Genomic DNA, 17,627 nt, shown 5'->3' on the forward strand with positions numbered 1-17,627 from the left:
GAAGCAGATCAGCCAGCGACTTCGACCCACACGGGTGCGTGGTCGCTGGCTTTTTCGCGTCCGCGGTATTCCTTGTCGACGCCGGCGGCAGTCATCCGGTCGGCGAGTTCGGGGCTCAGCAGCATGTGGTCGATGCGAAAACCATGGTCGCGCGGCCACGCGCCGGCCTGGTAGTCCCAGTATGTCCACACCCCGCCACGTGGGTTGAGAGTATCGAGCGCATCGGTCCACCCGTCGCCGAGAAGGCGCGCATAGGCGTCGCGCGACTCGGACTGCATCAGCGCATCGCTCGCCATCGCCTTGGGCGACCATACGTCCTTGTCCTCGGGGATCACGTTGAAATCCCCGACTACCGCGCACGGAATTTCCAGCGCCCAAAGTGCCTGCATCCGCGCGCGCAGGCGCTCCATCCACGCGAGCTTGTAGTCGAACTTCGGCCCCGGCACCGGGTTGCCGTTGGGCAGGTAAAGGCACACCACCCGCACGCCGTTCACGTCCGCTTCGAGGTAGCGCGAGTGATCGTCATCGGGCTCGCCGGGCAAGGTGCGTTGTGCTTCGACCGGCGTGACCCCATCAGCGAGGATCGCAACGCCGTTGAATCCCTTCTGGCCGTGCCAGATCGCATGGTAGCCGATCTTTTCGAATTCGTGTGCCGGGAAGCCTTCGTCCTGGCTCTTGATTTCCTGCAGGCAGGCAACCGTCGGGCGGGTTTCCTCGAGCCACTCGAGCAGCCGAGGTAAACGCGCCTTGACGCCGTTGATGTTGAAGGATGCGATGCGCATCCGCGAGACTTTAGATGCCGAAGCTGGAACCGCAACCGCAACCGGAGGCGGCTTGCGGGTTTTCGACCTTGAAGGCCGCCCCGCCGAGCGATTCGACGAAGTCGACCGTGCTACCGGAAACGAGGTCGAGGCTCACCGGGTCGACCACCAGCTTGACGCCATCGGTCTCGCTCACCGAATCGTCGGTCTCCGCGCCTTCCGCGAGATCGAACTTGTACTGGAAGCCTGAGCAGCCACCACCTTCGACGGATAGCCGCAGGATCGCCGGCTTTGCCTGGCGCTGGGCGATCCACGCCACGCGCTTCGCGGCGGACGGGGTGAGGATGAGCTGCTCGGCCATGGCAACGATGTAGGATGCGCTCGGGCCTAGCTCAAGGCTCTAGGCCGCGTGGACAGATTCCCCACGGTCTCGCACCGTGGCTCGTGCGGAACTTATCCACGCGGCCTAGAGTCAGGCGGTCTGGATATAGGTGCGCATCGCTTCGGCTTCGGTGGCGATCGCATCGACTTGCGCCTTCACCAGGTCGCCGATCGAGATGAACCCGCACATCATCCCGTCCTGCACGACCGGCAAGTGACGGATGCGGCGGCGAGTCATCAGGCCGAGCGCTTCGTCAATCGACGTCGCAGGGTCAACCGTGATCGCAGGCGCGGTCATCACTTCTCCCACAGGCTTGCCGAGGCAGACCTCTCCGTCGCTCTCGAGCCGGTAGATCACGTCGCGTTCGGAAAAGATCCCGGCCACCGTGCCGCCGCGCATTACCGGCAGCGCGCCGATCCTGCGCCGGGCGAGGATCGACAGCGCCTCGCGCATCGGCATGTCCACATCGCATGTCAAAACGTCCGAACTCGCGCGGCCGGCGATCAGCTGGGCAATATCCATGCGCTCTCTCCCCTTTCCTGCATGTCACTCTCCTTCGACAGAATGCCACGATCCGGCGTGAAATGCCAGCAAGAGGCATTGCGCAACATGCCGACCAAGGCCATCTGGCGCGGGTGAACATTCCGGAATCCCCGCTCGACGATCCGGTCAACGCGGCGCACGCTTTCGCCCACTATCGTCGGATGATGAAGTGGATGGCGGCATTCACCGCGTTGGTCGTGGCGCTCGTGTTGGCCGGTTTCTGGCTGGTCGATGGCGCAACCTCGATCCACTTCTACATTGCGACCGGCCTCGGGATCGGCTTCACGATGATGCTGACCGGCGCTCTGATGGGGTTGCTGTTTCTCTCCAACGGGACCGGTCATGACGAATCGGTGGTCGACCCGCTTGCCGGTGAGGAGTGGCCGGGCAAACTCGGCGATCGCGACTAGCGCGGCTCAGCCCGCAATCGCAGCTCCTCGACCGGCTCGCCGCCGATCAGGTGCTGCTGGATGATCCGTTCGAGCGCGGACTCATCGCATGAGTGGTACCAGACGCCCTCGGGCCACACGACAGCGATCGGCCCTGCTTCGCAGATCTGCAGGCAGTCGGCCTTGGTGCGCTGAACGGTCTTGCCTGCGAGGCCGAGTTCCTTGAGGCGGCGTTTGAGGTACTTCCATGCCCGCTCGCCATCCTCGCGGCGGCAGCATTTCTGCTTATCGGACATTGCGCACAGGAAAATCTGTCGCTCGACCCGCTCGCCGCCGCTCTTGGAGAGCGCGGCGCGCGCCTTGGCAAGGTCAGCCGCGTTTGCCGGCAATCCGCGCGATCTCCGCCTTGACCAGCCGCTCGACCATCGCCGGCAGGTTCTTGTCGAGCCATTCGGCGAGCATCGGACGCAGCAGGTCGCGGGTCAGCTCTTCGAGCGAGGTTTCGCCTGAGCGCACGATCTGCGGCGGCCTGCCCGGTTCGGCGAGCATCGCCAGCGCGGCCAGGTTGTCGCGCATCGATCCGCGCACAGCTTCGGTGGTCAGGGGCGCGTCTTCCGGTTCGTCCGACTCGTCGTGTGCGGAATCCGTCGAGGCCTGCTCGACGAAATCGGCTGCTCCGAGATCGAGGACTTCGTCTTCCCGATCGTTATCTTCGAGATCGACACCGACTTGCGCAGCATCTGGTACGCCTGCGCTTTCCCGCCGCCGCCGCGCCTCGAGCGCGGCGTTGCGGTTGTCGCGCGCGATCACTTTCTTGATCGATTCGAGGATCTCCTCGACCGAAGCTTCACCGTCTTGTCGCATTGGCATGGTGCCCCCGGATACCTGCCTGAACCCTATTAACCCGTTCGAATCACTTGCCCGACGTGTCGGCTTGCGATTCGAGCGCAGGCGGAATCTCCGCTCCGGCGGCCGGGATGTCAACGGTCCGCGTCGATTGCGCGACCGGATCGGGATCGTGGGCCCAATCGGAGATCTTGTTCTTGACCCGATCGTAGTAGACCGCCGGATCGTAAAGCGGACCGTCGTCGCCCAGCCCAAGGTCGCGCGCTTCGGCATGGCCCATCGCCGCGAGCAACGAGAACCCGGCGACGTAGGCATTGCGTCGCGCGGTCACCAGCTGCGCACGCGCCTGGACCAGTTCCTGTTCGGCGTTGAGGATATCGAGGATCGTGCGGTTGCCGACCGAGTTCTCTGCCTTGACCCCTTCGAGGCTGAGCGATGCTGCCTTGATCGACTCTTCGCTGCTGGCGATGATCGCCTGTGCCGCCTGCCAGCTGGCATAGGCCGAGCGGACTTGCGAGATCACGCTGCGTTCGGCGCCGACTTCCTGCTCGAGCGCTTGCGATGCACGGGCCTGTGCCTGGCGTTGTTGTGCAGCTGGCCGCCCGCCCTGGTACAGCGGCAGGCTCAGCTGGACACCGGCCTGCACCGCGGTCGAGACTTGCGGGAAACTGACGCCCGGCTGGTCGCTCTTCAGCGAGCCGAGATAGTCGTTGTAAGTTCCGCTGGTGAACAGCGAGACCGTCGGCAGTCGACCGGCCCCGGCCGCCTTGATGTCGTAGCCGGCAGCGCGCGCCTGTTCGCGCGCTGCGACGAGGTCGGGGTTGTCCGAAAGCGCGGTCTTGACCGCTTCATCGACACTGTCGGGCATGCCCGGTAGCGGCGGTGGCGCTTCAAGGTTGTCGGGAGCCTTGCCGACGACTGCGATATAGTTCTCCCGCGCGGCGATCAGGTTGGACTGGGCGCTCTCGAGGTCGCTTTGCGCGGAGGAAAGGCGCGACTGCGATTGCGCAACGTCGGTTCGTGTAAGGTCGCCGATTTCGAACCGGTCGGAGGTCGACTTGAGGTTGACTGTCAAGACCTTGACCTGGTTCTTCGCCAGCGCGACGAGCGCTTCGGTGCGGATAACGTCCATGTATGCCGCAACGACTTGGCTGAACACCGAGGATTCGGTCCCGCGCAACCCTGCTTCTCCGGCCTGTACGCGGGTTTCGGCCGCCTTGATGCCGTTCTTGACCGCACCACCCGAATAGATCGGCACCGAGAGATTGAGGCTTCCGTTGAGGCTCCGCTTTGGGGCGATGAAGCTGGTCGAACTCGACTTGACGTATTCGATATACTGTCCGGTGGTTTCCAGCTTGGGGCGGGCAGACGACTTCTGGATCGGCACGCTTTCGTCGGTCGCGCGCTGTCCGGCGCGGGCACCTTCGAGTGTCGGGTTGGTGCGATAGGCTGCTTCGAGCGCATCGCGCAGCGTCTCGGCATGGGCCGGTCCGGCAATTACCACCGCTCCGGCGAGCAGCGCCGCTGTCTTGAGGGTATGCTTCATTGTCAGAAGCTCCAGCCCGCTACCTTGTCGAACTCGGCCAACCGGGGGATGCCGATCTCGGCCAGCGGCAGCAGCGCCACTGTGCCAGCAGCCTTGCGCCCCACCGCGAGCCGGGAGACGCCGCGGGACATCAGGCCGGTTACGACACGTCCATCGTCCGCCAGCCGCTTGGCCAGCACGTCCGGGAATTCCTCGATCGCCCCGTCGACCAGCAGCAGAGTGAAGTTGCCGCGCTTGCGCGACGCCGCCACCGCTTCGGCTGGAGAGACAACCTCGACCGAGGCCACCAGCGTCTCGAGCAGTGCGGGCAAGTACCCGCTGCCGCCATCGACCACCAGCGCCTTGTCCGAGGCAGCGGGCTTCGCTTCGGCCAGCATCCGCCCGTAGACCAGCGGTGCCGCCAGCATCCGCTCGTCGCCAAGCGCGATGGCGCGATCGATATATGCCGCCGCCTTGCTGTCGTCGGGGACAAAATCCTCGCGCGGGACAGCAGCCATGCGGGCGATGACCCACGGTTCGTTGACGCCGCTGGTGCGCAGCTGGCTATCGACCATCGCTTTGCGGGCAATGGCAAAATCGGGGGCAGGGCGGGTTGCAACGGTCATGCGAAGATTACCTGTGTAGCAAGTCTGGTGCGGCCGGGCCGGTTGGATCGCTCTTAGGCATAAAGCCCCTTGCAGGCCAAGCGCTTTGACGGCGTAGCGCGCACGCGCCTATCTGCCTGTTGCGATTCGATCAGCAGGAGTTTGGTTTCGATGAGTGACTTGGTGACGATCCGCGAAGACGATCTGATCGAGAGCGTCGCGGATGCGCTGCAGTATATCTCCTACTACCACCCGATGGACTATATCCGTGCGTTGGGCGAGGCCTACGAAGCGGAGCAAGGCGCGGCGGCGAAGGATGCGATCGCGCAGATACTCACCAACAGCCGGATGTGCGCCGAGGGCCATCGCCCGATCTGCCAGGACACCGGGATCGTCAATGTATTCGTGAAGTGGGGTCAGGAATGCCGCCTCGAATCCGATCGCAGCCTGCAGGAGGTGGTCGATGAAGGCGTGCGCCGCGCCTATGCCGATCCAGATAACACGCTGCGCGCCTCGGTGCTGGCTGATCCGGCGTTTACCCGCCGCAACACCCGCGACAACACCCCGTCGGTACTGTCGGTTGAAATGGTGCCGGGCAAGACGGTGTCGATCGATGTCGCCGCCAAGGGCGGCGGCAGCGAAGCCAAGTCCAAGTTCAAGATGATGAACCCGAGCGACAACATCGTCGACTGGGTGCTCGAGATGTTGCCGCAGATGGGAGCGGGCTGGTGTCCGCCGGGAATGCTGGGCATCGGTATCGGCGGCACGGCGGAACACTGCGTCAAGCTCGCCAAACAATCGCTGATGGACCCGATCGACATGGGCCAGCTGAAGGCGCGCGGGCCGCAGAATGACATCGAGGCACTGCGGATCGAGATCTTCGACAAGGTCAATGCCCAAGGTGTCGGCGCGCAAGGGCTGGGCGGGCTGGCAACCGTGCTCGACGTCAAGATCCTCGACTGGCCATGCCATGCCGCGAACAAGCCGGTGGCGATGATCCCCAACTGTGCCGCTACGCGCCACGCGCACTTCACGCTCGACGGCTCGGGGCCGAGCTTCCTCGAAAAGCCCGATCTGGCCGACTGGCCGCAAGTGGAATGGAAGCCGAGCGCGGAGGCAAAAAGGGTCGATCTCGATTCGCTGACTGCCGAGCAAGTGAAGAGCTGGCAGCAGGGCGACCGGCTCTTGCTCAACGGCAAGATGCTCACTGGTCGCGATGCCGCGCACAAACGGATCCAGGACATGCTCAGCCGCGGCGAAGAGCTCCCGGTGAGCTTCGAGGGACGCGTTATCTATTACGTCGGTCCGGTCGATCCGGTGCGTGACGAGATTGTCGGCCCGGCGGGGCCGACGACAGCCACGCGGATGGACAAGTTCATGCCGATGATGCTCGAGCACGGGCTTCTTGCCTGTGTTGGCAAGGCCGAACGCGGCCCTGCGGCGACCGAAGTGATCGCCGAGCACGAGAGCGCGTACCTGATGGCGGTTGGCGGTGCGGCCTACCTCGTCTCGCGCGCGATCAAGGAATCGCGAGTAGTTGCGTTCGAGGACCTTGGCATGGAAGCGATCTACGAATTTACCGTGCAGGATATGCCGGTGACGGTCGCGGTCGACGCTGCGGGGCACAACGTGCACCAGCTTGCACCGGCGCGATGGAAGGAAAGGATAGCGCGCGAGAACTTGCTGCCGACGGGCTGAATCGGGCCGAAGGCTCTCGACGAAACACCGATTCGGCTCGACACGGGTGCTGGCCCCGGGAGGCATGCTGGGGCACTAGGGGGGCGATAATGGCCGACGATACGACTCATTTGACGACGGATCCGCCGGTGCGGGTGCGGTTCCGGACGGTGCTGGCATCGATCGCCGGGCTGTGGGCGTGCTATTTTGTGCTCGCTTCGATCCGCGCCGCGATCGGGCTCGAACTGCAGGAAGAGCTGCTGTGGCGTCGCGGCCTGGTCACGTTGGCGGGAATCGGCATCACTTTGGTGCTGTGGCTCGCGCTGCGCATGTTCGACCGGCGCAGGCTAGCAGTCCAGGTGACCGCCGCGCTTATCCTCGCCATGCCGGCATCGGTGCTGATCGCCGAAGTTAACCAACTGGTGTTCGCCGGAGTACAGGAAAAGGTCGAGGAAGCGATGGCGGCCAAGCGCGGCTTCACCTTGCGCCGCGACAAGGATGGCAACGTGATTATCGAGGCACCCGCGCATATCGGGCAGGATGTCGATGGCCCGCTGGGTCCGGACTCGGTCGCATCGGGCCGCGTTGTGCTCCCTTCGAAGATGACCGACGACAGCCAGTGGATGCAGGTGCTCGAACTGGCTCTGGGGCGCTATTTCCTGCTGTTTGCCTGGGGGGCGCTCTATTTTGCACTGCTCGCGGTAGAGCGCGCGCGGATCGCTGAACGGCGCGAAGCCCGCTTCCGGAGTGCAGCGAAGGCGGCCGAGCTGCGTTCGCTGCGCTATCAGGTCAATCCGCATTTCCTGTTCAACGCGCTCAACTCGCTGTCGTCACTGGTGATGACCGGCAAGTCCGAACGTGCCGAAGAGATGATCCAGGAGCTGTCCAACTTCTATCGTCACAGCCTTGCCGATGAAGCGACCGTCGATGTCGAACTGGGCGAGGAGTTCGATCTCCAGCGACACTACCTGGCGGTCGAGCAGGTGCGATTCCCCAGCCGCCTCAAGGTAGCGGTAGACCTGCCGGGCGCGCTTGAACAAGTGCGCGTGCCGGGCATGATCCTCCAGCCACTGGTCGAAAATTCGGTCAAGTACGCCGTGGCTCCGGTCAACCGGCCGGTGACCATTTCGCTTGCCGCGAGGGTTGAATACGGCCGTCTGGTCTTGACCGTCAGCGATGATGGTCCCGGGGTACCGGCGGGCGGCAAGCCAGGGTTCGGGATCGGCCTTGCCAATGTGCGCGACCGGATCGAAGCCCGCTATGGGTCGGGCGCGGTAATCGAATCGGGCCCTGTCCCCGGGGGATACCGCACCGAGCTGCGGCTCCCGCTGGGGGAGGATGGATAGGCGCATGACGGACCGTCCCGAATTGCGCACCCTGATCGTCGATGACGAGCCGCTCGCAGTCGAGCGTATGCAGGTGATCTGCGCCAAGCTCGACGGGCTGAATGTGGTCGGGACCGCGAGCGACGGGGCGGCCGCGTTGCGGCTGGTCGATGCGCTATCGCCCGATCTTGTGCTGCTCGACATGACGATGCCGGAGGTTGACGGACTTTCGGTGGCGCGCAAGCTGGCCAAGGGCGCAGCGCGGCCGGCGATAATTTTCGTGACGGCGCACGAGCACTTCGCGGTAGAGGCGTTCGATCTCGATGCGGTCGATTACGTGCTCAAGCCGGTCACCCCCGCACGGCTCGGTCGGGCGATCGAGCGCGCATTTGCCCGGCATGAATCCACCCGCGAGAGCGCTAGCGAATGGCTTGACGAATTGTGGGTTCCGCATCGTTCGGAACTGCTGCGTATCGAAGTGGCGCAAGTTGGCCGGATCGATGCCGAACGCGACTATGTGCGCCTACACGTGGGCGGTGCCGAAGGCGGTCGCAGCTACCTGCTTCTGCAGACGATCGCCGGGCTCGAAGCGCGCCTCGATCCAGCGCAGTTCATCCGCATCCATCGTTCCACGATCCTTCGACGCGACCGCATCCGCGGTCTGCGGCACGATGGGCTGGGGGTGTGGTCGGTCGAGCTCGAGGACGGCGAGGCACTGCGCATTGGCCGGACCTACTTGCCGCAGGTCAAGGCGATGGCCGGGCGCTGAAGGGCGCGTCTCAATTCTCCAAATTGGCCGCTGCCAGGCATACAAAGGGCCCGAACCGGGGGGACTGGGTCCGGTTCGGGCCATCGGTTGTGCATGGCGAACCCGCATGCCCGCGGGCATGCGGGTTCAGCTGTTTGCGGCGTGCGCGCGTTGGGCAGAAGCGATCTGCAGTTTCGCCGAAGCGACCGCGTTGTCGTAGCACTCGACCTTTGGCGAATGCTGGATCCGCAGAGCGGGCAGTTGCTCCGTAACGTCGCAGACTTCGAGCGCGGCCCGGTGGATGCGATGTGCGAGAACATGCTGGCCCTCGGGCGAGGAAATATTGAGATCGGCATACGACACCGCGACCGTCTCGGCGAAGGCGGGGGAACCGGCCACAAGGCTGCCGGCAACGGCAAGTGCGATAAGGGGGGCTTTCATAGGGACTTCCTCTCTTCAATCTTGCGGACTGCTGCGCCGGATAGGGGGGTGACGAAGCCTTGCCGCAAGTCTTGGTGTAGGCCGTCGGCCGAATGCCTTCATCAAGGCCTCGACAATGCGCCACGATCTTCCGACCGCCGCTGCGGCGCAGCGACGGGCAGCAGAATTTCCCGGATGAATGGCGATTGCGGGCCGACGAACGGTGCGGCACAATCGCGTGCATGGCGCTGATAGCGATATTCCTTCTCGGAATCGGCAATTTCGCGATGCACAAGGCGGTACTCGAAAGCCATCACCCGTTGCTGGGCCGGATGCCGTGGTTCGTGCACATGCTTGGTGGGCGGGTGACGCTGGCGACCGAATTCCTCGTTTTGCTCGCGGCGATGACGCTGGCGGCGAACGGCTTGCCGTGGTTGGTGTGGGTCTATCTCGCCTATTCGGCGCTCAATGCATTCGCCGCCTGGCTGATCCTCTCTCGTCGCATCTGAAGGGCCCGCGCCTTTTCGCTCGACAGTGGCCCACTCGATCTGCTTGGTCCGCAAGCATGACCGACCGACCGCTGCTGTTCCACATTTCGGATATCCATTTCGGGCTGACGAATGGTTCGGCGCTGGCGTGGGTCACGCAGGAAGTTGCCGCTCGCAAGCCCGCCGCGGTGATCATCACCGGCGACCTGACGATGCGCGCGCGCCATAGCGAATATGCCGCAGCGCGCGACTGGATCGGGGCGCTCGATGCGCCGGTTGCGATCGATGTCGGCAATCATGACATGCCCTATTTCAACCCGGTCGAGCGCTTCTTCGATCCTTACCGACGGTTTCATGCGCTCCAGCACGCGGTGCAGCGGGAGCTGGAGCTGCCCGGGATCGCAGTGGTTCCGCTCAAGACCACCGCTCGGGCGCAGTTTCGGTTCAATTGGTCGAAGGGCTGGGTCACTCGCGCGGCGCTGGCCGAATGCCTTGCCCGGATCGATGCGCTGCCTGCGGGCACGCAAGTGCTGGTTTCGGCCCATCATCCGCTGGTCGAAGTCGGCACCCACGGCTCTGCGCTGACCCGCGGCGGCAACCGGGCATTGGCCGAGCTGGCAAAGCGCAAGGTGGCCGCCGTCCTCTCGGGCCATGTCCACGATCCGTTCGACCTGGTCCAGCAAACTGCCAATGGCCCGGTGCGGATGATCGGTGCGGGCACCTTGTCGCACCGACTGCGTTCGACACCGCAGAGCTTCAACGAGCTTTCCTTCGACGCTTCGGGGGGCCTGGAGGTCAAGGTGCGCAGCCTGCAGCATGTTCCAGGCGATGCAATGAAGGTTCGCGCTGTGCCTGACGATGCTTCTCCGCCGCACGACCCGGATGACCCGGTTGCGCCGATCGGCGCAGTGCCGGGTGAGAGGCGTAAGCTGTGACGGCAGGCTTCGAGGATAGTCGCTGGACTGGCGCACCCGACAGGATTCGAACCTGTGACCTCTGCCTTCGGAGGGCAGCGCTCTATCCAGCTGAGCTACGGGTGCAGGCCGGAAGGCGCGCCGCTTAGCATCGCCTCGGGCGGTGTGCCAGCCCCAATCGCGTATCGTTTTGCGGACATTAGCGATTTGGCAATTCCGATGCCGTAAGCAAATCGTGACATGAACGCGATGACCGACATCCAGGGAAGGCAACGTTTCGATCCGAGCACGATGCGCGGCTCGAATGTGATGAGCGTGCAATGGGCTGCGCTGCAGGATGCCGGCGCTGCTGTCGCTGCGTTGGCCGGCCTGACCGCCGAGCGGCCGACCGCGCAAGTTCGCAATTTCCCGGCACTCGTGCGCGACCTCGGCGGTTGGCGGCTCGAACTGGCGACACAAGGTGTTGCCGATCTTGCGGCAGTCATGCAGCCGGGCCTCAAGGCGTTGCTCGCGACGAGCGCGCGCGGCCAGGATCCGACGCCTGCTGCGCTTTGCCTCTGGCGCGAGTTCCGCGAAGCGCGCGCCGCATTGCTTGCGCTTGCGCCGGATACCGGTGCGATGGGGCCGCTGCGCAAGGCCTGATCACCGACGCTGCCGACGCGCGGGAAGTCCGTCGCGCTTGACGAAGTTCGCGTTCTGTTCCAATTTCGCCGAATGGTCGATTCACCATCAGTCGCGCTGACCGATGCATCCGCTCCGGACGCACTCGATGCGCTGGCCGTTGCACGCGGGATATGCCGCTTGTTTGCCCGCAACGATATCTGGTGCCTGGCGGAAATGCCGCTGCGCAATTCGCGCCGGGCAGACCTGATGGGGATCGACCCCAAGGGGCAAATCGTGATCGTCGAGATCAAGGTCAGCCGCGCGGACTTGCTGGGCGATGCCAAGTGGCCCGACTACCTCGATTTTTGCGACCGGTTCTACTGGGGATTGCCGCCCTCGATTGACCGCGCTGTCCTCGATAGCGCGGATTTCCGGCCTGATGCGTGCGGCGTTATCGTGGCCGATGATTACGATGCGGAAATCATTCGTCCGGCACCGACCTGCGCTCTGGCAGCTGCGCGCCGCAAGAAGGAAATCGAACGGCTGGCTCGAACTGCGCTGCGCCGTCACTTCGTTGCCGCCGACCCGCAGGGCGAAGTTTGGGGACAGCGGCCCGGCACGGGGCTTTAGTCGCCGCGCGACCTCGGGCATAAGCCGGGTCTACCATGGCGGTCGCGATCATCCTGTCCACACTGGCCATGACGGCAATCGTCGCCGTGCGATACCTCGCATTCAGCGGGCTGTTCGCGCTGGCCACCGCGCGGGTGCGACCGGGCCTTTATGCGGGGCAGGGTCGCCAGGTGCGCAGCGAGATCGGATGGTCGCTCGCTTCGGCGGCGATCTACGGAGTCCCGGCAGGCGTGCTGGCATGGGGCTGGCAGGCACACGGCTGGACCCGCGTCTATACGCACTGGGACGCGTATCCGCTGTGGTACCTCCCCATCGCGCCGCTGATCTACCTGCTTGCGCACGACACCTGGTTTTACTGGACCCATCGCCTGATGCATCGGCCCGCTTGGTTTCGCGCAATGCACGCTGTGCACCATGCCAGTCGTCCGCCCACTGCATGGGCGGCGATGAGTTTCCACCCCTACGAAGCGATCACCGGCGCGGTCGTGATCCCGGCGCTGGTGCTGCTGGTGCCGATCCACGTCGCGATGCTCGGCTTGGTGCTGCTGGTGATGACAGTGATGGGGGTCACCAACCACATGGGTTGGGAGATGTTTCCCCGCGGATTCGTTCATTCGCGGTTGGGGGATTGGCTGATAACTGCCAGCCATCACAATCGCCATCACGAGCAATATGCATGCAACTACGGGCTCTATTTTCGCTTCTGGGACCGGCTGTGCGGCACCGATCGGGGGCTTTCGCAGCCGTGATCGCCAGCCTTGCCTTTCTTGCCCCGTTGGCGGTTGCCGCGACGACCTCCGTACTTCCGGGGCCTTCGGTCAACATCGACATTACCGGGCTGCGCAATGCCAAGGGGCTGGTCCGGGTCTGCATGACGCGCGACGCCAAGGCATTCCCCGATTGCCGCAAGGATCCCGATTCTCGCCGGATGTCGCTCCCGGCAGCGGAGCCGCTTCGCTTTACGTTCACCGACGTCACCCGCGGCGAGTGGGCGATATCAGTGCTGCATGACGAGAATTCCAACGGCAAGGCGGACAGGACACTGATGATACCGCGCGAGGGGTTCGGATTTTCGCGCGATGCGCCGGTCAAATTCGGCCCACCGAAGTTTTCGGCTGCCGAATTTCCCGTCGGCGACAAGGATGTCACTCAGGCGATCCGTATCCGCTACATGCTCTGACGCGCCGCCGCGCTGATTACCTTAACGCGATCTTTACCACATATCGCCAGAACTGCCTCGACTGCATCATTTGAGGGGGCACGCCTGGGTTATGGACAACCTGCGCGGACAATTCGGATCCTTCGGGCACGATCACGACGACGAGCCTGACGATTATCCGGTCGACAGCGACGACACCGGCCGCGAACTGCCGCCCAGCCCGATCGGGCAGGACGAGCGGCGGATGCAGGTGCGCGCCTACAACCATTGGGCCAGCCTGCTCGCCGATCGCAACTATCCCGCGATTGAATCGCTGGCTCCGGAAACGCTCGACGACTTCGGACCCTATTCAGTCCTGCTCGATTTCGGCAATGGCATCGAGAATCCCGGAATCCGCTTCCTGGGCGAAAAGCTCGCCGAGGAGTGCGGGACGAGCCAGGACCTGGCGACACTCAACGACGTTCCCAGCCGGTCGCTGCTCAGCCGGATTACCGACCATTACATGCAGATCCTCGCCAACCAGGCCCCGATCGGATTCGAGGCCGAATTCGTCAACCAGCGCGGTGCGACGATTCTCTATCGCGGCATCCTGCTGCCCTATTCGAGCGACGACGAAACGATCGACTACATCTACGGCGTGATCAACTGGAAGGAGCTGGCCGACCAGCTCACCAGCGACGAGCTGCTGCTCGAGATCGACCAGGCCCTGATGGGCGAAGATGCATCGACCGACGCAACCGACGTGGTCGAGAGCGAAGCGAACGATCCGCTCGCTACGCCGATCCTGTCGCAGCACGTCCCGGCCATGCCTTCCGCGAGCAACGATGCCGACTTGCCGTCGCCATCGTTCGGATTGCTCGATGAAGATTCGGAAGATGCGGCCGAGACCTCGGAATACGACGAAGAAGACGAAGAGGACGACGAGCGCGACCTCTACGATGCGATCGAAGCCGGCGAAGACGAGGATGAAGACGACGGCCGTTTTGCCTCGCTTCTCTCGCTGGGCGGCGTGAACGTCGGCGAAGAGGACGAGTTTGCCGACGAAGAAGACGAGAACGAAGGCGATGCCGGTTTCTCGATCGGCGTGGACCCGTATGCTCCGCGCGACGAACAGCCCGCAAGGGAACCCGCCCCGACGCACAAGGCCAAGGTTCCGCTCGACCTGTCGGCGGCGATGGAAGTCGCCGATGATCCCGCGCCCGAGCTTGGCGGCCAGTTCGAAGAATCGGTTGACGAAGAGCCGTTCGAGCTTTCGGCGGAAGCAGAAGCTGAAATGCCGAGCGAAATCGAAGTCCGTTCGGATGAAGCCGCCCAGGAACAGTCAGAAGAGCGACCGGTCGAACCGCCGGTCCTCGCCGAGATTCAGGACGAAGAGGACGCTGCCACCGACGAGGTCGCCGAACAGGGAGCGTTCGAACTGACCGATGCGGTGTCCGACGAGGGGTCCGAGGAAGCCGAGCCGGTTGCCGCCGTCGAGAGCGATCCGAATGCCGGACTGTATGATTGCCTTGCCGAAGCGCGCGAACTCGCACAGGTCGCGAGCAGCAGCGAGGATCGCAGCCGCAAGGCCCTCTATGCCGCAGTCGGCCGGGCCTACGACGTCAGCCTGATCGCAGCCGCGCAGCCCGATGATTTTGCGGAACTTGTGGCCGACAGTGGCCTGACGATACAGGATCGCGCGCCGATGACCCCGGTGGTCAAGCTCGTGTTCGGCGCCGATTACGACAAGACCCGGCTGACCGAATACGCCGCTGTGCTCGCCCATGCGCATCGCAACGGTGTCGCGCGCGGCGAACTCGCAGGTTTCCTCGGTGCTGCCGAAGGCGGCCTCAAGGGCGTCGTCGAGGCCGAACGCCAGCTGCGCCGCGAGGAATCGGGCGTTCCGGCCAAGCGTGAAACCCCGCGCGAGGCGCTTGCCCGCAAGCTGCGCAAGATTGCCCCGCTCGGGTTCGAGGACATTGCCGAAGATGGCCCCGAATTCGCGCTGGTGATGATTCGCCGCGACGGCGCAGGCAATGTCGTTGTGCTCGGCGAAATCGCCGACGATGTGCCGATGGTCGAAAAGGCCGGGCGCAAGATCGTCGCTGCATCCAAGCGCTGAATTTCAAGGCAATTGGCCCGAACGGGCTGGCGATACGCGGCGCGCTGGTATAGCGCTGCGCGCCATGTCCCGATCGTCTGACCGCTACACCCATCGTGCACCTTTTCGTCCTTCGCAGGTCGCAATGCGATGAGCGGGAAGACCGGCTGCATGGGCATGATCTTCGGCGTATTCCTCGGGCTGGTCCTTGGTGGGTTCGGCCTGTGGCACTGGGCGGTCGCCAACAGCTCGGCCGGGTTGCTCGATCGGATCGATGCGGCATTTCCGCGCAGTCACGCCGTCGCGTTCCCGGTCCAGGCGCGTTACGCTCCCGATCCTGCGCAACGTGTTGAGCTGTGGGTGCCCGAAGGCACTCCTCCTTCCGGCGGCTGGCCGCTGGTTGCTTTCATCCACGGCGGGGGGTGGCATTCGGGCGCTCCGCAAGACTATCGCTTCGTCGCCCGGACGCTCGGTGAACACGGTTATGCGACCGCGCTGGTCGGATATCGTCTTGTCCCTCAAGGAAAATACCCGGCGATGCTGCAAGACAGTGCAGCCGGAATCGCGTGGATCCGCAGCGATGCCGGCAAGTACGGCGTGGATGCCAAGCGCTTTGCCTTGATGGGACATTCGGCCGGAGCCTACAACGTCTTGATGCTGGCGCTCGATCCTGAATGGCTCGCGAAGGCCGGCGTTCCGCAATCGGCGATCGAAGGTGTCGTCAGCCTCGCCGGGCCGACCGATTTCTACCCCTTCACGTCGGATTCGGCGCGAAACGCGTTCGGCGAGGCGCCAGATCCCAAGCGGACCCAGCCGATCACCTTCGCACGGGCAGACGCACCTCCTATCCTGCTTTTGCAGGGAGCAGCGGATGAAACCGTCCGCCCGAAAAACGCTCGCAATCTTGCGGCCGCGCTACGCGCAAAGGGCGGAGTGGTTGAGGAGCGTGAATTTGCCGGGATGAGCCATGCCGGCATTATCATGGCCCTGTCCAAGCCGTTTGCGCAGGGGGACAAGGTGCTCGATCCAATCCTTGCTTTCCTAGGGCGAGTTCGCGCCGACCATCCGGAGGGTTCGGCGCAAGCTTCAGTTCCGGTTCAGGCCGAAAACCGCTAGAATCCGCGTGCGATGCGCCGCTTCTACTTCCTGCATATGCGCCACATTGGTCGGCTGCTCGCTGCAGCGCTTGCGGTTTTGGCCGCGTTTTCGCTGGCGATCCAGCCCGCCGCTGCACAATCGATCCTGCGAGATGCCGAAACCGAGGCGCTGCTGCATGACCTGGCGACCCCGCTGATCAAGGCCGCCGGGCTCGACCCGGCCAACGTCAGCGTAGTGCTGGTCGGCGATCCGTCGATCAACGCGTTCGTCGCCGGTGGGCAGACGGTCTACATCAATTCCGGGTTGATCGGCGCGGCCGACAACGCGAACGAAGTGCAAGGGGTGATTGCGCACGAGCTGGGCCATATCACCGGCGGACACGTGATAGCGGCGAGCCAGGGATCGAAAGAAGCAACCGGAGTGACTATCCTGTCGCTGGTGTTGGCAGGCCTTGCGGCGGCGGCTGGGGCGGGCGACGCAGCGATGGGCGTGGCGATGGCCGGGCAACGTGCGGCGCTGGGCAAGTATCTTGCCTTCACCCGTGGGCAGGAAAGCGCGGCTGACGCAGCGGGCGCAACATTTCTCTCCAAGGCGGGAATCTCGGGCAAAGGCTCGATCGCGTTCTTCAAGAAGCTGCAGAACATGCAGTTTCGCTATGGCTATTCGCCCAAGCCCGATGACGAGTTCATCTCCACTCACCCGCTTACCGGCGACCGGATCGCCAACCTCGAGCAGGTCTACAAAGTCGATCCGGCTTGGAACACGCCCGAAGATCCCAAGCTCGAGGCGCGTTTCCAGCGAGTGAAGGCAAAACTCGAAGGCTACATCGACACTCCGCAGGAGACGCTGCGCGATTACCCGCCGAGCGATCAGTCGATCCCGGCGCATTACGCCCGCGCCTATGCCTATCACAAGGAAGCTCTGACCGATCAGGCGATCGCCGAGACCGATGCGCTGATCAAGGCCGAGCCCGACGATCCGTATTTCCTTGAGCTCGAAGGCCAGATCCTGCTCGAATCGGGCAAGCCCGCAGAGGCGATCCCGCCGCTGCGCAAGGCAACCCAGCTTTCGAACAACTCGCCTCTGATCGCCACGCTGTTCGGCCATGCGCTCATAGCGACCGAAGATCCCAGCCACTACGACGAGGCCGAACAGGTCCTGCGCTATGCCGTGGCGCGCGACCGCGATAACCCGTTCGCATGGTACCAGCTCGGAGTGGTCTACGCCGCCAAGGGCGATATGCCACGCGCCCGGCTGGCAAGTGCAGAGCAGCAATCGATGAACGGCCAGTACATGCAGGCCTTGCGCAGCGCGCAGGCGGCGCAGGCCGGACTGCCGGAAAATTCGCCCGACTGGATCCGGGCACAGGATATCGAGTTCGAAGCGCGCCAGGCGCTCGAGCAGAACAAGGGCCGCTCATAGCGGTTTTCGGGG

The 17,627-nt window shown here is 64.1% G+C and carries 21 protein-coding genes and 1 tRNA gene; 13 read left to right on the plus strand and 9 right to left on the minus strand.

Translation table 11 applies throughout. The annotated features are described in order from the left end of the window. Positions 1-8 precede the first annotated feature (8 nt). From xth to CJO11_RS08600, 3 genes are all read right to left on the minus strand, one after another. Positions 9-782 carry an exodeoxyribonuclease III gene (xth, locus tag CJO11_RS08590; protein ID WP_095012340.1) on the minus strand — a complete coding sequence of 258 codons (774 nt, stop codon included), beginning with the start codon at positions 780-782 and terminating at the stop codon, positions 9-11. 10 nt (positions 783-792) lie between these two features. Next, on the minus strand, positions 793-1,122 hold the full coding sequence (locus CJO11_RS08595; RefSeq protein WP_095012341.1) for a HesB/IscA family protein: 330 nt from the start codon (positions 1,120-1,122) through the stop codon (positions 793-795). A 111-nt stretch (positions 1,123-1,233) separates the two neighbouring features. Further along, positions 1,234-1,665: a CBS domain-containing protein gene (locus tag CJO11_RS08600; RefSeq protein WP_095012342.1), complete on the minus strand. Its 432-nt coding sequence runs from the start codon at positions 1,663-1,665 to the stop codon at positions 1,234-1,236. 113 nt (positions 1,666-1,778) lie between these two features. On the opposite strand from CJO11_RS08600, the gene CJO11_RS08605 reads away from it, so the two are divergent. Then, positions 1,779-2,096, plus strand: a complete 318-nt coding sequence (locus CJO11_RS08605) for a hypothetical protein (RefSeq protein ID WP_240504386.1) — start codon at positions 1,779-1,781, stop codon at positions 2,094-2,096. On the opposite strand, the gene CJO11_RS08610 is transcribed toward CJO11_RS08605, so the two are convergent. The 4 genes from CJO11_RS08610 to CJO11_RS08625 are packed head-to-tail and all read right to left on the minus strand — an operon-like array spanning position 2,093 to position 5,072. Next, entirely contained in the window at positions 2,093-2,464 is a 372-nt protein-coding gene (locus tag CJO11_RS08610; RefSeq protein WP_095012344.1) for a (2Fe-2S) ferredoxin domain-containing protein, read from the minus strand. The genes CJO11_RS08605 and CJO11_RS08610 overlap by 4 nt on opposite strands. Then, complete coding sequence (locus CJO11_RS08615; RefSeq protein ID WP_095012345.1) at positions 2,445-2,939, minus strand: DUF2497 domain-containing protein; 495 nt, start codon at positions 2,937-2,939, stop codon at positions 2,445-2,447. The genes CJO11_RS08610 and CJO11_RS08615 overlap by 20 nt, the downstream gene beginning before the upstream one ends. A gap of 49 nt (positions 2,940-2,988) precedes the next feature. Beyond that, the gene (locus tag CJO11_RS08620) at positions 2,989-4,467 is read right to left on the minus strand and encodes a TolC family outer membrane protein (protein WP_095012346.1); all 1,479 of its coding nucleotides are present in this window, start codon (positions 4,465-4,467) and stop codon (positions 2,989-2,991) included. 2 nt (positions 4,468-4,469) lie between these two features. After that, complete coding sequence (locus tag CJO11_RS08625) at positions 4,470-5,072, minus strand: protein-L-isoaspartate O-methyltransferase family protein (RefSeq protein ID WP_240504387.1); 603 nt, start codon at positions 5,070-5,072, stop codon at positions 4,470-4,472. A gap of 150 nt (positions 5,073-5,222) precedes the next feature. Between CJO11_RS08625 and CJO11_RS08630 the strand changes: the two genes are divergently transcribed. From CJO11_RS08630 to CJO11_RS08640, 3 genes are all read left to right on the plus strand, one after another. Then, positions 5,223-6,749: a fumarate hydratase gene (locus tag CJO11_RS08630; protein ID WP_095012347.1), complete on the plus strand. Its 1,527-nt coding sequence runs from the start codon at positions 5,223-5,225 to the stop codon at positions 6,747-6,749. Between the two features lie 89 nt (positions 6,750-6,838). After that, positions 6,839-8,074 (plus strand): sensor histidine kinase, encoded by a 1,236-nt coding sequence (locus tag CJO11_RS08635; RefSeq protein ID WP_095012348.1) that lies wholly within the window; start codon positions 6,839-6,841, stop codon positions 8,072-8,074. Between the two features lie 4 nt (positions 8,075-8,078). After that, on the plus strand, positions 8,079-8,822 hold the full coding sequence (locus CJO11_RS08640) for a LytR/AlgR family response regulator transcription factor (RefSeq protein ID WP_095012349.1): 744 nt from the start codon (positions 8,079-8,081) through the stop codon (positions 8,820-8,822). Between the two features lie 126 nt (positions 8,823-8,948). Here the strand turns inward: CJO11_RS08640 and CJO11_RS08645 are convergent, their stop codons facing one another. Then, on the minus strand, positions 8,949-9,242 hold the full coding sequence (locus tag CJO11_RS08645) for a UrcA family protein (protein WP_095012350.1): 294 nt from the start codon (positions 9,240-9,242) through the stop codon (positions 8,949-8,951). Between the two features lie 221 nt (positions 9,243-9,463). Here CJO11_RS08645 and CJO11_RS08650 point away from each other — a divergent pair, with 221 nt between their 5' ends. Both CJO11_RS08650 and CJO11_RS08655 read left to right on the plus strand, forming a co-directional pair. Beyond that, positions 9,464-9,730, plus strand: coding sequence for a hypothetical protein (locus CJO11_RS08650; protein ID WP_095012351.1), 267 nt, complete (start codon positions 9,464-9,466; stop codon positions 9,728-9,730). A 56-nt stretch (positions 9,731-9,786) separates the two neighbouring features. Then, on the plus strand, positions 9,787-10,644 hold the full coding sequence (locus CJO11_RS08655; protein WP_095012352.1) for a metallophosphoesterase family protein: 858 nt from the start codon (positions 9,787-9,789) through the stop codon (positions 10,642-10,644). A 28-nt stretch (positions 10,645-10,672) separates the two neighbouring features. Here CJO11_RS08655 and CJO11_RS08660 read toward each other — a convergent pair. Beyond that, positions 10,673-10,749: transfer RNA gene (locus CJO11_RS08660), tRNA-Arg, on the minus strand. Between the two features lie 114 nt (positions 10,750-10,863). On the opposite strand from CJO11_RS08660, the gene CJO11_RS08665 reads away from it, so the two are divergent. From CJO11_RS08665 to CJO11_RS08695, 7 genes are all read left to right on the plus strand, one after another. After that, a complete protein-coding gene (locus CJO11_RS08665) occupies positions 10,864-11,265 on the plus strand; it encodes a hypothetical protein (RefSeq protein WP_240504388.1) in 402 nt (133 codons plus the stop codon). Positions 11,266-11,337: 72 nt separating this feature from the next. Next, positions 11,338-11,856, plus strand: a complete 519-nt coding sequence (locus CJO11_RS08670; protein ID WP_095012353.1) for an MmcB family DNA repair protein — start codon at positions 11,338-11,340, stop codon at positions 11,854-11,856. 35 nt (positions 11,857-11,891) lie between these two features. Further along, complete coding sequence (locus tag CJO11_RS08675; protein WP_095012354.1) at positions 11,892-12,605, plus strand: sterol desaturase family protein; 714 nt, start codon at positions 11,892-11,894, stop codon at positions 12,603-12,605. Positions 12,606-12,631: 26 nt separating this feature from the next. Then, positions 12,632-13,036 carry a DUF2141 domain-containing protein gene (locus CJO11_RS08680; protein WP_240504389.1) on the plus strand — a complete coding sequence of 135 codons (405 nt, stop codon included), beginning with the start codon at positions 12,632-12,634 and terminating at the stop codon, positions 13,034-13,036. Positions 13,037-13,127: 91 nt separating this feature from the next. Further along, the gene (locus CJO11_RS13485) at positions 13,128-15,116 is read left to right on the plus strand and encodes a PAS domain-containing protein (protein ID WP_420823136.1); all 1,989 of its coding nucleotides are present in this window, start codon (positions 13,128-13,130) and stop codon (positions 15,114-15,116) included. Between the two features lie 129 nt (positions 15,117-15,245). After that, positions 15,246-16,211: an alpha/beta hydrolase gene (locus CJO11_RS08690; RefSeq protein WP_095012356.1), complete on the plus strand. Its 966-nt coding sequence runs from the start codon at positions 15,246-15,248 to the stop codon at positions 16,209-16,211. A gap of 12 nt (positions 16,212-16,223) precedes the next feature. Continuing rightward, complete coding sequence (locus CJO11_RS08695; protein ID WP_240504391.1) at positions 16,224-17,615, plus strand: M48 family metalloprotease; 1,392 nt, start codon at positions 16,224-16,226, stop codon at positions 17,613-17,615. Positions 17,616-17,627 lie beyond the last annotated feature (12 nt).

The sequence above is a fragment of the Tsuneonella mangrovi genome (genome assembly GCF_002269345.1).
In the GTDB taxonomy this organism is placed as follows: domain Bacteria; phylum Pseudomonadota; class Alphaproteobacteria; order Sphingomonadales; family Sphingomonadaceae; genus Tsuneonella; species Tsuneonella mangrovi.